This is a genomic window from Leisingera sp. ABM4_101, from assembly GCF_056158725.1.
This window is the reverse complement of record NZ_JBSWTV010000002.1, coordinates 3,784,680-3,798,219: the sequence shown is the minus strand read 5'-3', so window position 1 is coordinate 3,798,219 and position 13,540 is coordinate 3,784,680. Positions and strand designations below refer to the sequence as shown.

The window sequence follows — 13,540 nt, the reverse complement described above, 5'->3', positions numbered from 1 at the left end:
GGAGCGGCAGGCGAAAGCAGTTAGCAATGCCGCCAAGGCCCGGGCCGCAGATTTTCCGGGCAGCGGAAAGCGATTTGACGGGGAGGGACGACATGCGGTTTTCGGGCTGGCGTGTGCTCAAGGAGGGGCTCACCGGAAACAAGGGGTGGAAGCCCCATTGGCGGGACCCTGAGCCCAAATCCGAGTATGATGTGGTGATCATCGGCGGCGGCGGCCACGGGCTGGCGACCGCCTACTACCTGGCCAAGGAGCATGGCATCACCAATGTCGCGGTGCTGGAGAAGGGCTATCTCGGCGGCGGCAACGTGGGGCGCAACACCACCATCGTGCGGGCGAACTATTACCTACCGGGCAACTCGGAGTTTTATTCCCACTCGCTGAAACTGTGGGAAGGGATGGAGCAGGATCTGAACTACAATGCGATGATGTCCCAGCGCGGCATCATCAACCTGTTCCACAACGACGGCCAACGTGACGCGGCAGTGCGCCGGGGCAACTCCATCGTCAACCAGGGCGACGATGCCGAGATCCTGAGCCGCGAGCAGGTGCGCGAATTGGCGCCGTTTCTGAATTTCGACAACAACCGTTTCCCGATCATGGGCGGGCTGATGCAGCGCCGTGCCGGCACCGCACGCCACGACGCGGTGGCCTGGGGCTATGCCCGCGGCGCCGATATGCGCGGGGTGGATCTGATCCAGAACTGCGAAGTGACCGGCATCGACGTGGAGAACGGCAAGGTTGTGGGTGTGCAGACCGTCCGCGGCCCGATCCGGGCCAAGAAGGTGGCGCTGGCCGCAGCAGGGCGCTCCGGCCAGGTGGCGGTGATGGCGGGGCTGACCTTGCCGATCGAAAGCCATGTGCTGCAGGCTTTTGTCTCGGAAGGGCTGAAGCCGATTGTCGACCACGTTATCACCTTTGCCGAAGGGCATCTGTATATCAGCCAGTCCGACAAGGGCGGCATGGTGTTCGGCAGCTACCTGGATTCCTACAGCTCCTACGCCGCGCGGGGGAACCTGCCGATGGTGGAGCACACGATGGAGAGTTTTGTGGCGATGGTGCCGGCGCTGAGCAAGGCGCGTTTGCTGCGCAGCTGGGGCGGCATCATGGACATGACGCCGGACGGATCACCCATCATCGACCATTCGCCCATCGACGGCCTCTACCTGAACTGCGGCTGGTGTTACGGCGGCTTCAAGGCGACGCCGGGCTCGGGCCATGTCTATGCGCATCTGATCGCGACAGACCGGCCGCATGGCGCAGCCACGAAACTGAAGCTGGACCGCTTCCGCAGCGGCGTGGGCCTGATGGATGAGGAGGGGACCGGTGCGCAGCATAACCTGCACTAAGCGTTTGGAGTGCGCCGGGTTTGCCTCCGGCGGGAGTATTTTCTGCAAATTGAAAGGGCGCTGGTCATGAGGATCACTTGTCCGGTCTGCGGCGAGAGGGACCGCCGCGAGTTCTATTACAAAGGTGCCGCATTGGTGCGTCCGGCAGAGGGCGCGGATCTGGATGCTTGGCATGAGTATGTGAACCTGCGGGAAAATCCGGCGGGGCCGCTGGAGGAACTGTGGTATCATGAGATGGGCTGCAATTCCTGGCTGAAGGTCACCCGCAATACTGCGACCCATGAGATCCTGGATGTACAGCTGGCCTCAGAGGCCGGGCTGGGAGGTGAGAAATGAGACTTCCCGGCAAAGGTTTGAACCAGGGCGCAAAGCCCATCACGTTCGGCTTCGATGGCCGCCATTTGATGGGGCTGGAAGGCGACACGCTGGCCTCGGCGCTGCTGGCCAATGATGTGCATCTGATGGGGCGGTCGTTCAAATACCACCGCCCGCGCGGGGTGCTGACCGCAGGCAGCGAGGAGCCGAATGCGCTGGTGACTGTCGGCACCGGCGGCGAGCAGGACCCGAACATCCGTGCCACCCAGCAGGAGCTGTTTGAAGGCTTGGAGGCGCGCAGTCAGAATTGCTGGCCGTCTGTAGAACGCGACGTGATGGCGGTGAACGACCTAGCGGCGCCGTTCTTTGGCGCGGGGTTCTACTACAAGACCTTCATGTGGCCGGCGGCCTTCTGGGAGAAGGTCTATGAGCCGATGATCCGCAATGCGGCAGGGCTTGGCGCGCTTTCTGGCGAGGCGGACCGCGATACTTATGAGAAGGCTTTTGCGTTCTGCGATGTCTTGGTCATCGGCTCCGGCCCAGCGGGTTTGATGGCGGCACTGACCGCAGGCCGCGCTGGTGCGGATGTGATCCTGGCCGAGGAAGACAGCCGCATGGGCGGGCGCCTGCTGGCCGAGCGCGAGGACATCGGCGGCAAGCCGGGCTATGAGTGGGCCGCCGAGGTGCTGGCTGAGCTGGAGGCGATGGACAACGTGCGGCTGATGACCCGCACCGCTGTCACCGGCGCCTATGATCAGGGTACTTATGGCGCGCTGGAGCGGGTCTCGCACCATCTGCCGCGGCGGCATTCGCTGAAGGGCAGCCATTTGCCGCGCGAATGCTTCTGGCGGATTGCGGCCAGGCACGCGGTGCTGGCGGCAGGCGCGATCGAGCGTCCGGTGGCATTCCGCAACAACGACCGGCCCGGCATCATGATGGCGGGCGCCGTGCGCGCCTATCTGAACCGCTGGGGGGTGGCGCCAGGGGAGCGGGTGACGCTGTTTGCCAACAACGACCAGGCCCACCGCACGGCGCGGGATCTGCATGACGCGGGCGTGCATATCGCCGCCGTGATCGACAGCCGCCATGATGCGCCGGTCGATGGCCCCTATCAGGTGATCAAGGGGGCGCAGGTCTGCAACAGCGCAGGCCGCCAGCGTGTCGAGAGCATCACCGTGCGCTCGGTGAAGGGCGAGGAGAAGATCCAGACCGACTGCCTGGCGATGTCCGGCGGCTGGAACCCCTCGGTGCATCTGACCTGCCATCTGAACAGCCGCCCGCAGTGGAACCGTGAAGCACTGGCATTTGTGCCCACTGAGGGCGCGGTGCCGGGGATGGTGACGGCGGGTGCCTGTAACGGCACCTTCTCCACCGCAGGTGCGTTGCGTGAAGGCGCTGAAGCGGCCGGCAAGGTGCTGGAGGCGCTGGGCCTGAAATCCGCGGCTGCCGACCTGCCGGACGCCGAGGATGATCCCTACTGCATCGCTGCGCTGTGGGCCGTGCCAGGCAAGGGCCGCGCCTGGCTCGACTTCCAGAACGACGTGACCGTCAAGGATGTGAAGCAGGCGGCCACCGAAAACTTCCGCTCGGTCGAGCATATGAAGCGTTATACCACGCAGGGCATGGCGACCGATCAGGGCAAGAACTCCAACGTGGCCGCACTGGCGGTGCTGGCGGATGCCACTGGCCGGACAATCCCTGAGACCGGCACCACCACCTTCCGCCCGCCGTTTGTACCGGTGTCGCTGGGGGCAATGGGGGCAGGGGCCACCGATGAGGGCTTCAAGCCGCAGCGGTTCCTGACGTCGCATGGCGAGAGCGACAACCGCGGCGCGCATCAGCTGGAGGTGGGCCTGTGGTACCGGGCGGCTTATTACCCCAAGCCGGGTGAGACCAATTGGCGCCAGTCCTGCGACCGGGAGGTGACCCTGGTGCGCAATGCGGTGGGCATCTGCGATGTGTCCACCCTGGGCAAGATCGACATCCAGGGTCCGGACGCGGGCAAGTTCCTCGACTTCCTTTACACCAATACCTTCAGCACGCTGAAGGTGGGCAAGGTCCGCTATGGGCTGATGCTGCGTGAAGACGGCTTTGTCATGGATGACGGCACTACCGCGCGGCTGGGTGAAAACCACTATGTCATGACCACCACAACCGCCGCCGCGGGGCAGGTGATGGCGCATATGGAGTTCGTGTCCCAGGCGCTTTATCCGGAATGGGATGTGCGCTTTACCTCGGTGACCGAGCAATGGGCGCAGTTTGCGGTGGCCGGGCCGAAGTCGCAGGAGCTGCTGAACGGTCTGCTGGATGAGGATGTGAACGGCGAGACCTGGCCGTTCATGGGCTGCGGTGAGGCGACCGTGCTGGGCGTCAAGGGGCGGCTGTTCCGGATCTCCTTCTCGGGTGAGCATGCCTATGAGGTTGCCGTGCCCGGGCGCTATGGCGAGGCTCTGTTCCGCGAGCTGCTGAAGCGCGCCGAGGCGATGGGCGGAGGAGCCTATGGCATGGAGGCGCTGAATGTTCTGCGGATCGAGAAAGGGCTGATTACGCACGCCGAGATCAACGGCACCGTGACCGCCTTTGACCTGGGCCTGCAGGGGATGATGTCCAAGAAGAAGGCTTTCCTGGGCCAGGCAATGTCCACCCGCGAAGGCCTGATGGCCGAAGACCGGATGTGCTTGGTGGGGCTGAAACCTGTTGGTGCTGCCAAAGAGATTACTGCTGGTGCGCATCTGTTCACGCCAGGCGACCCGGTGGAGCGGATCTATGACCAGGGCTATGTAACCTCGGCCGGCTATTCGCCGACCTTGGGGCACCCCATCGGCCTGGCGTTCCTCAAGGAGGGGCCGGACAGGATTGGTGAAACCGTGCGCCTGGTCGACCATATGCGCGGTGTGGATACGTTGTGCGAGGTAGTGTCGCCTGTGTTCTTTGACCCGGAAGGAGGGCGTGCCCGTGGCTGAACTGATTGCAAAAAGCCCCTGTGAAGGGCTGGTTCCGGCAAGTATCGGCGGCATGAGCCTGACCGAGGAGCATCCCGGTGCGATGTGGGCGGTGGCACCGTTCAAAGGCCGGCAAGAAAAGCTGAGCAAAGAGCTGGAAGCCGCCCATGGCATGGCGTTCCCGGCGGCAAACCGGGCAACTGGCAAGGCGGGCAGCCGTGCAGTCTGGTTCGGCCGGGACATGGCGCTGCTGATGGGGCCTGTGCCGGATGCCAAGCTGGCGGAGCACGCGGCGCTGACCGATCAGAGCGACGCCTGGGCAGTGGTGAAGCTGGAAGGCAAGGGCGCCGAGGACGTGCTGGCGCGGCTGGTGCCGGTGGATCTGCGGCCTGAGGTCTTCAAGCGCGGCCATACCGTGCGGGCGGAGCTGAAGCACATGATGGCCTCTGTCACCCGCACTGGCCCGCAGGCGTTTCAGGTGATGGTGTTCCGCTCGATGGCGAAAACGCTTGTGCATGATTTGAAAACAGCCATGGAAGCCGTGGCGGCGCGGGGGTAATCTTTCGGGAATCACCAACTGATTCCCGGAGCGCATCTATGATCCGCATCGCCTTTGCAGCCGCCTTGCTGGCGGCTCCGGCCTATGCTTCTGAAAGCAAAGAACAAAGCTGCAAATACCAGGGCCAGGTTATGGCCGCGGTGCAGCAGGCGCGGCTGGACCGGGTAAAGCAGGAAGTGGTGGAGCAGGTCATTCTGGACAGTGAACCGGAATGGCCCGAAGCCTTTTCCAACGCAATCCCGCAGCTGGCCTCCCACGTCTACGCGATGAAGCGGCGCGACCTGAAGGGCGTGGACCTTGGCGCGGCTTTTGAGGAGCAGTGCCTGCAAAACTGGGACCAGATCCAGGCGATGCAGCAGCAGCTGAAGTCGAACTGATATGTCGCTGCCGCCCGGTTTTCTGGATGAATTGCGCACCCGCGTCAGCATCTCTGATGTTGTCGGGCGCAAGGTCATGTGGGACCAGCGCAAGTCGCAGCCAGGCAAGGGCGACTTTTGGGGGCCGTGCCCATTCCATCACGAAAAGACTGCGTCATTCCACGTCGAGGACCGCAAGGGCTTCTATTACTGCTTCGGTTGCCACGCCAAAGGCGACGCGCTGAAGTTTGTGCAGGAGACCGAGAACGTCGGCTTCATGGAGGCAGTCGAGATCCTGGCAGGGGAAGCGGGCATGGAGATGCCCAAGCGCGACCCGCGCGCGCAGGAGAAACAGGACCGCCGGGCGCTCTTGGCCGATGTGATGGAGCAGGCGGTGCAGTTCTTCCGTCTGCAACTGAAAACCGGGGCGGCGCAGGATGCCCGCGCCTATTTGCAGCGCCGGGGGATGACGGCGCAGGCGCTGGACCGCTGGGAAATCGGCTTTGCCCCTGACGGTTGGCAGAACCTGTGGGATGCTTTGCGCGGCAAGAACGTGCCAGAGGATCTGATCATCGGCGCAGGGCTGGCCAAGCCGTCGAACAAGGGCGGCAAACCCTATGACACCTTCCGCAACCGGATCATGTTCCCAATCCGCGATGCGCGCGGGCGGGCGATTGCCTTTGGCGGCCGGGCGATGGATCCGAATGACAACGCCAAATACCTGAACTCGCCTGAGACCGAGCTGTTCGACAAGGGCCGCAGCCTGTACAACCACGGCCCCGCACGCTCTGCATCCGGCCGCGGCTCCACGCTGATCGTCGCCGAAGGCTATATGGATGTGATTGCGCTGGCCGAGGGCGGTTTCCAGTCCTCTGTCGCACCGCTGGGCACAGCGATCACCGAAAATCAGCTGCAGATGCTGTGGCGGATGTCGGATGAGCCGATCATCGCGCTGGATGGCGACAAGGCAGGTATCCGCGCCGCGATGCGGCTTATTGATCTGGCGCTGCCGCTGCTGGAAGCCGGCAAAAGCTTGCGCTTTGCCATCATGCCTGAGGGCAAGGACCCCGACGACATGATCCGCTCCGAAGGCCCCGAGGCGGTGCAGGCGGTGCTGGATCAGGCGATGCCGATGGTCAAGCTGCTGTGGCAGCGCGAGACCGAAGGCAAAGTGTTCGACAGCCCCGAGCGCAAGGCCGCGCTCGACAAGGCGCTGCGGGAAAAGATCAAGCTGATCCGCGACCCCTCGATCCGCAAGCACTATGGCGAAGACGTCAAGGAAATGCGCTGGCAGCTGTTCCGCGGCAGTCGCGACAGTGGCGGCGGAGGGGGCGGCTATCAGCAGCGGGGCGGCAAGGGCGGCGGCTTCCGCGACGGCGCCCGCGCACCCTGGAAACCGGGCAAGGGCTTTGGCCCGATCCCGCAGCCGCGGGCGACCACAAGGGCGTCGCTGGTGGCGGGTGCCGATGATGAATCCTTTGCCTCCATGCGCGAGGCGGTGATCCTGGCGACAGCCATCACCACGCCGGAGGTGATTCCGGAATTCGAGACCAGCCTGGAACGCCTGCAGTGCGCCGACCCGGATCTGGCGGCGCTGCGCGACATGGTGCTGCGTCACGGCATCAGTGCACCGGAGCGGCTGCGCGAGGAAATCGACTGGTCTTTGGGGCCCCATGCCCTTGAAAACCTCTTTGCCCTTCGCCATGTCGCAATCATCCCCTGCCTGCGCAAACCCGGCGACACCGAACTGGCCAGCATGACCCTGGCGGAAGAACTCGCAAAACTCGAAACGCTGCGCGGGCTGGATGCGGAACTGGCAGAAGCCGAAGAGGATTTGCATGGCCTAGCGGATGAGGCGCTGACCTGGCGGCTGCGGCAGGCGGCAGAGGCCAAGAACAAGGCCGTGCGCAGCGAAAATGAGGATAAGGCAACCTATGACGTGGGCAAGAATGGCGCGCGGCTCAACCGGGATGAGCGCGATGCCTTCGGTGCCCTTTTGGACCGGATCGGCTTCTCCGAAAAGTAAGTCGCAGGGTGATTCTGCGTTTTGCTAAGGAAGAGCACAGGAAAATTGGGTAAACGGGGTGACGAATCAGATGATCGCGCTAATGATTCGCGAGAATCGAATCGCCCCCGCAGCCCCTGGTAAGGAGCAATGAATGGCCGCCAAAGACACCGACGACCGCAAACCTGACGATCAGGACGCCGAAATCTCCCTCGACATGAGCCAGGCTCAGGTCAAGAAGATGATCGCGGAGGCCCGCGAGAAAGGCTACATCACCTACGATCAGCTCAATCAGGTTCTGCCGCCGGATCAGGTCAGCTCGGAACAGATCGAAGACGTGATGTCGATGCTCAGCGAGATGGGCATCAACATCATCGAGGACGAAGAGGCCGAGGAAGAGGAAAACAAGGGCACCACCGACCTTGTGACCACCGAAGGCCCGCGCGAGGTTGCGCTGGCCGGCGCCCAGACCGAAAAGCTGGACCGCACCGACGACCCGGTGCGCATGTACCTGCGCGAGATGGGCTCGGTTGAGCTGCTGAGCCGTGAAGGCGAGATCGCGATTGCGAAACGCATCGAGGCGGGCCGCAACACCATGATCGCAGGCCTGTGTGAAAGCCCGCTGACCTTCCAGGCGATCACCATCTGGCACGACGAACTTCTGTCCGAGGACATTCTGCTGCGCGACGTCATCGACCTGGAGGCCACCTTTGGCAACCAGATGGACGAGGACGGCGAGGAGGAAGAGCCGGTTGTCGACACCTCCGCCGTGGCGGCTGCCAAGCCGGCCAAGGATGAAGGCCCGGAGCTGGATGCCGATGGTAATCCGATTGCCAGCGATGATGACGACGATGAGGACGATCAGGCCAACATGTCGCTGGCCGCGATGGAGGCCGCGCTTAAGGACCGGGTTTTGGTCACTCTGGAGCGGATCTCCACCGACTTTGCCGAACTCAGCGAAATGCAGGACAGCCGGATTTCGGCCACCCTGAACGAGGATGGCTCCTTCAGCTCTGATGATGAGGCGCGCTATCAGTCGCTGCGGTCTGAAATCGTCGAGCTGGTGAACGGCCTGCACCTGCACAACAACCGTATCGAGGCGCTGATCGACCAGCTTTATGGCATCAACCGCCGTGTGATGCAGATCGACAGCTCGATGGTCAAGCTGGCCGACCAGGCCCGCATCAACCGCCGCGAGTTCGTCGACGCCTACCGCGGCCGCGAGCTGGACCCGAACTGGCTGGCCGACATGGGCGAGAAACCGGGGCGCGGCTGGCAGATGTTCATCGAACGCTCCACCGGCAAGGTTGAAGAGCTGCGCGCCGATATGGCCCAGGTAGGCCAGTATGTCGGCCTGGACATTTCTGAATTCCGCCGCATCGTGCAGCAGGTTCAGAAGGGTGAGAAAGAGGCGCGTCAGGCCAAGAAGGAAATGGTCGAGGCCAACCTGCGCCTGGTGATCTCCATCGCCAAGAAATACACCAACCGCGGGTTGCAGTTCCTGGACCTGATCCAGGAGGGCAACATCGGCCTGATGAAGGCGGTGGACAAGTTCGAATACCGCCGCGGCTACAAGTTCTCGACCTACGCAACCTGGTGGATCCGTCAGGCGATCACCCGCTCCATCGCGGACCAGGCCCGCACCATCCGGATCCCGGTCCACATGATCGAGACCATCAACAAGCTGGTCCGCACCGGCCGCCAGATGCTGCACGAGATCGGCCGCGAGCCAACCCCGGAAGAACTGGCGGACAAGCTGCAGATGCCGCTGGAGAAGGTCCGCAAGGTGATGAAGATCGCCAAGGAGCCGATCTCGCTGGAGACCCCGATCGGCGACGAGGAAGATTCGCAGCTGGGCGATTTCATCGAGGACAAGAATGCCGTGCTGCCCTTGGACAGCGCCATTCAGGAAAACCTCAAGGAAACCACCACAAGGGTGCTGGCGTCCCTCACGCCGCGTGAAGAGCGGGTTCTGCGGATGCGCTTCGGTATCGGCATGAACACCGACCACACCCTGGAGGAAGTCGGCCAGCAGTTCAGCGTGACCCGCGAACGGATCCGCCAGATCGAGGCGAAAGCCTTGCGGAAACTGAAGCACCCCAGCCGCTCGCGCAAGCTGCGCAGCTTCCTGGACCAGTAATCAAAAGGCGCCCCGCGGGGCGCCTTTTTCTTGCCTGATTGACATGTATTCTCCGCGCCATAACAGCTTGGGAATTTTAGATTATGTTGTTCAGGATCGTATTTGCCCTTTTGGCAGCCAGCACGGTATCTGCGCAGGCGGAGGCCCCGGATTTCTATAAAGTCCCGTTCCTTTCGGATGTCGCCAGCGCCAGTATTCAAAGGGACTATGAGCGGGTTCGCTGCAAGCAAACCTATATGGTGGCAGTGTCGCCCAATGGTCATTGGGCGTCCCGCTGCAGCGGCAATAAACTGTCATCGACGATCACCAGTGCCGTATTGCAGAAATGTGAGCACCTTGCCGGCCAGCCTTGCGGCCTGGCGATAGCAAAGGGGCGTAATTTGCCTGGTTGGCAGGCTGTGCCTTCAATGGTTTATGCGGAAAGGGTCGGCCCGGACACTATTCCGTTCGTGGCGGATCTGCGCGGCCGGGATGTCGCCGCCCGCTACTCTGCGGCCCGGCGCACCAAAGCCATAGCGCTGAGCCGCAACGGTGCCTGGGCCTTTGCGTCCGGACGGCTGACAAGGCGTGAGGCGGAGCAAGCCGCGCTTAGAAAATGTGAAGAAAATGATGGTAACCGGAGGCGCTGCTTCTTGTATGCATCCGGCAATGAAGTTGTGTTTGGGCCTGATACGGATATCTATCCCGAGCGCTGAGCATCACAGGAGCAAGATTTGGAAAGGCCGTTTCATGATTGCGAGTGACACGCGTCAGAACCTCATCGTCTTCGACGGCGAATGCGTGCTGTGTTCCGGCTTCTTCCGCTTCATGCTGCGGCATGACCGGGCAGGGCGGTTTGCCTTTGCCACTGCGCAGTCGCCTTTAGGGCAGCGGCTTTACCGGGAGCTCGGCCTGCCTGCGGACAACTTTGAAACCAACCTGGTGATCGTTAACGGCCGCACCTATCAGCGGCTCGATGCGGTTGCAGCGACCCTGCGGGCGCTGCCCTTTCCCTGGCCGCTGCTGTCTGCATGCCGTTTTCTGCCGCGGCGGCTGAAGGATTTTCTCTACTTCAGCATCGCCCGGAACCGGTACCGTCTGTTCGGCCGCCATGACCGCTGCATGATCCCCAGCGCCGAGTTGCGCGCGCGGTTCGCACCTGGGGGATATCAGGCATGAGGGATGCCTTTGGCGAGGTTATTGCCGCGCAAAAGCTTGATGTGCCGCCTGCCTTGCTGAGGTTCCATGCAGAGCCGCCTGGCACCTGCCGCGGGGTCGTGAGTGTCGAGGGCGGCAGCCGCTGGGGGCGGCTGCTGGCCGCGCTTGCAGGCTTCCCGCCGCCGATGCCGCCGTCGCGGTTCCAGCTGGATGTCGCGCCACAGGGAAAGGGCCATGTATGGCGCCGCCGTTTCGGCAGGCATCAGACCCGCTCACTGCTGCGCTACGATCCGGCGGGCGGCAGGGTGCTGGAACGGTTCGGCCCTATCGACTTGGAACTCCGCGTGACCGCGCGCCAAGGCGCCCTGACGGTTGCGGTGGAGCAAGCGCGCCTGTTCGGTGTGCCGCTGCCGCGCGTGCTCTGCCCGCAGAGTGCCTCTGTGGAATTTGAAACACCTGACGGCCACATCGGTTTTGACATCTCCGCCAGCCTGCCGCGGGTTGGCCTGCTGGTGCGGTACCACGGCCATATCGAGCTTCCGGAACTGGATCTCAGGCGTTAACCATTTGCTAACCCTGTTGTTGTTCCGAACTGCCCTGGACTCTAAAATGGCGGCATCGCTCATGTACTTCCGGGGGGAAGAAGATGTCTGCACATACCAACATGGATGAGGCGCTGCAGGCGCTGACGGACAAGCTAAAGTCGCTGAATGACCTGGTGACCGCCAACCACTTCATGGTTGATGTGCTGTCCAGCCAGGGCGAGGAACTGAAGCAGATGGGCGCCGCGGAAACCCGTGACATGCTGCGCCGCCAGGCCCGCGACAAGTTCCACCCTGACACCGGCGCCGCACCGAATGCCGCCGCACTGGAAATTCTGGAACAGGTGCTGGGCGAGCAGCAGCAGAGCGCCGAAATCATTCCCTTTCCTGCCCGCGCGTGAGCCTTCGTTCACAGATCTGCGAGAGGCCGTGAGAAAGCTGCCGGACCTATTGGAGCGCGCCGGCGGACTCCCTATGTTAGTTTGAACACAGGGATATTTCCGAATGAAACAGCTTTTTTCCGTCTTGGGCCTGGCCGGTCTGGCCGCTCTATCAGCCCCTTCTGCAGATGCTTTTACAACCACCCGCGGCGTGCGGGTGCTGCCGGTTGATGACACCGTATATGAAGTGGTGCCGCGCGGGGCTGGGGGAACCTGGGAATACTGGTGCGCCGCCGCTGAATACGCCCGCCGCGAGCTGGGGGCGGGCTGGACCGACCGATTTTATGTGGTGCGGGGCCGTGGCGTCAGCGTTACCACCGGCCGCCGTTCTTCGGTACAGTTCACGCTCTTCCCCGAACGCCGCGGTATTGCCCCCAAAACGGGCTGGCTGTCGCTGGGCTTCCGCCCGGGCGAGAGCATGTCGGTGCAGCAAGGCTACGGGTATTGCGTGAACGAGCCGGTTTTGTAGTGCATGAAAATCATGGCGCTGATCCTGCCTGAGTTAGCGGGCAGTCTTTTCGACACGCCTTCTGAACACAGTCAACAGTTCACGGAAGGTCACGGCAAGGTGCTTCCGCAGGACAGGGGAAGTGCCCCGTCGGTTCAAACGAGCGGTCGCAACAGTTTTCTGCGTGACGTGCAGCGAGGCGACCTCAGTATTGAAAATGCCTTAAGTGTCTGAAAATTATATTATTTTAGAACCGTTTGCGTCTTTGGCGGCCAATTGCGCGGGACAGGAGAAAGGCGCGCAGCCACCGCACGGCAGTTTGAGTGGCTCGTGTGCTTATTCTCTCTAACCTAGAGGTGGGGCATTGGTCTGCCCTGCTTTGAGGAAAAGGAGCTTCCATGAAACTTGTTGCAACCGCCGCTATCGCCTCTGCATCGTTAATTTTGACGATCCCTGCCAGCCTGGAGGCCAATGCCAGCCGCTACAATATCCGTGTTAACCCGGTGTCCGACGGCGTCTTCGAAGTCATTCCAGGAACCGGTAATGGAATTTTATTCTGGTGCGGTGCCGCGGACTATGCTCATCGCGTGCTTAGGGCGCCCTGGAATGCAAATTTGCGCATTACTCGCGGGCTTGGTCCCAGCGAAACTACTGGGCGCCGTTCAGCGGTACAGTTCACGACGGATGCCAACTTGACGGCAGACACTCGGGCTGGCGGATACAAGTCTGTTAACAGTCTGCAATCTGGTGATACAATGAGAATTCAGAAAGCCTTTGATTATTGCTTTGAGCCCTTCGGGCGGCCGTGAGTGTGTTTTAGGCCGCGGCCTTCCGGAATCCGCAGGGAAGGAGGTTGAAATGATCCGTAAAGCACTGTTTCTGAAAGGAATTCTGGCAGTAGTTCTGTCGGTTCCTGTGCCTGCGTCCGCATGGCGTGCGATAAACCGGAATGAGGTGCTGCCAGTTTCCGAGGGCGTTTGGGAAGTGGTTGCCGGGAGCCGCTCGGGCGCACAGGACTATTGGTGCAGCATCGCAGACTACGCCATCCGCCAGCTGCGGGCGCCGGTGAACCAGAGGATCTATGTCTGGCGTGGGGAGGGGCCGTCGGTAAACCGGCCTGGGCGCAAAGCAGTGCAATTTGCCTTTGGAATGCCGCCGGGGGTTCCAGACCGCTCTGGCGGCTTGTCGCTGAATGTGCGCGAAGCGGGAGACAGCCTGCGGGTGACTTCGGCGCAGAACTATTGCTTTGACCGTCTGCCCGGGCGTGACCTTTGGTGGCCCTAAACAAAGGCGTTTGCAGATTTCCGGGT

Annotated in this window: 15 protein-coding genes; all 15 read left to right on the top strand. The window is 62.4% G+C overall.

Annotation, left to right across the window (positions count from 1 at the left end; translation table 11 throughout):
• Positions 1-92 precede the first annotated feature (92 nt).
• The 15 genes from ACXAEK_RS19700 to ACXAEK_RS19630 all read left to right on the top strand — a co-directional run bounded on the left by ACXAEK_RS19700 (position 93) and on the right by ACXAEK_RS19630 (position 13,514).
• On the top strand, positions 93-1,346 hold the full coding sequence (locus ACXAEK_RS19700) for a sarcosine oxidase subunit beta family protein (protein ID WP_475044512.1): 1,254 nt from the start codon (positions 93-95) through the stop codon (positions 1,344-1,346).
• A gap of 66 nt (positions 1,347-1,412) precedes the next feature.
• Positions 1,413-1,682, top strand: coding sequence for a sarcosine oxidase subunit delta (locus ACXAEK_RS19695; RefSeq protein ID WP_475044510.1), 270 nt, complete (start codon positions 1,413-1,415; stop codon positions 1,680-1,682).
• Complete coding sequence (locus ACXAEK_RS19690) at positions 1,679-4,624, top strand: sarcosine oxidase subunit alpha family protein (RefSeq protein WP_475044508.1); 2,946 nt, start codon at positions 1,679-1,681, stop codon at positions 4,622-4,624. The genes ACXAEK_RS19695 and ACXAEK_RS19690 overlap by 4 nt, the downstream gene beginning before the upstream one ends.
• On the top strand, positions 4,617-5,162 hold the full coding sequence (locus ACXAEK_RS19685; protein WP_475044506.1) for a sarcosine oxidase subunit gamma: 546 nt from the start codon (positions 4,617-4,619) through the stop codon (positions 5,160-5,162). The genes ACXAEK_RS19690 and ACXAEK_RS19685 overlap by 8 nt, the downstream gene beginning before the upstream one ends.
• Positions 5,163-5,200: 38 nt before the next feature.
• Entirely contained in the window at positions 5,201-5,539 is a 339-nt protein-coding gene (locus tag ACXAEK_RS19680) for a hypothetical protein (protein ID WP_475044504.1), read from the top strand.
• A 1-nt stretch (position 5,540) separates the two neighbouring features.
• On the top strand, positions 5,541-7,544 hold the full coding sequence (gene dnaG, locus ACXAEK_RS19675; RefSeq protein ID WP_475044502.1) for a DNA primase: 2,004 nt from the start codon (positions 5,541-5,543) through the stop codon (positions 7,542-7,544).
• A gap of 133 nt (positions 7,545-7,677) precedes the next feature.
• Positions 7,678-9,663, top strand: coding sequence for an RNA polymerase sigma factor RpoD (gene rpoD, locus ACXAEK_RS19670; RefSeq protein ID WP_475044500.1), 1,986 nt, complete (start codon positions 7,678-7,680; stop codon positions 9,661-9,663).
• A gap of 83 nt (positions 9,664-9,746) precedes the next feature.
• Complete coding sequence (locus ACXAEK_RS19665) at positions 9,747-10,358, top strand: hypothetical protein (protein ID WP_475044498.1); 612 nt, start codon at positions 9,747-9,749, stop codon at positions 10,356-10,358.
• Positions 10,359-10,392: 34 nt separating this feature from the next.
• Positions 10,393-10,821: a thiol-disulfide oxidoreductase DCC family protein gene (locus ACXAEK_RS19660; protein WP_475044496.1), complete on the top strand. Its 429-nt coding sequence runs from the start codon at positions 10,393-10,395 to the stop codon at positions 10,819-10,821.
• Positions 10,818-11,363, top strand: a complete 546-nt coding sequence (locus tag ACXAEK_RS19655; RefSeq protein WP_475044494.1) for a DUF4166 domain-containing protein — start codon at positions 10,818-10,820, stop codon at positions 11,361-11,363. Before ACXAEK_RS19660 ends, ACXAEK_RS19655 begins: the two co-directional genes overlap by 4 nt.
• An 83-nt stretch (positions 11,364-11,446) precedes the next feature.
• A complete protein-coding gene (locus ACXAEK_RS19650; protein ID WP_475044492.1) occupies positions 11,447-11,743 on the top strand; it encodes a hypothetical protein in 297 nt (98 codons plus the stop codon).
• A 103-nt stretch (positions 11,744-11,846) separates the two neighbouring features.
• Positions 11,847-12,251 carry a hypothetical protein gene (locus ACXAEK_RS19645; protein ID WP_475044490.1) on the top strand — a complete coding sequence of 135 codons (405 nt, stop codon included), beginning with the start codon at positions 11,847-11,849 and terminating at the stop codon, positions 12,249-12,251.
• A gap of 12 nt (positions 12,252-12,263) precedes the next feature.
• Positions 12,264-12,464: a hypothetical protein gene (locus ACXAEK_RS19640; RefSeq protein WP_475044488.1), complete on the top strand. Its 201-nt coding sequence runs from the start codon at positions 12,264-12,266 to the stop codon at positions 12,462-12,464.
• Positions 12,465-12,628: 164 nt separating this feature from the next.
• Positions 12,629-13,039, top strand: a complete 411-nt coding sequence (locus ACXAEK_RS19635; RefSeq protein WP_475044486.1) for a hypothetical protein — start codon at positions 12,629-12,631, stop codon at positions 13,037-13,039.
• A gap of 49 nt (positions 13,040-13,088) precedes the next feature.
• Positions 13,089-13,514: a hypothetical protein gene (locus tag ACXAEK_RS19630; protein ID WP_475044485.1), complete on the top strand. Its 426-nt coding sequence runs from the start codon at positions 13,089-13,091 to the stop codon at positions 13,512-13,514.
• The last annotated feature ends 26 nt before the right edge of the window (positions 13,515-13,540 follow it).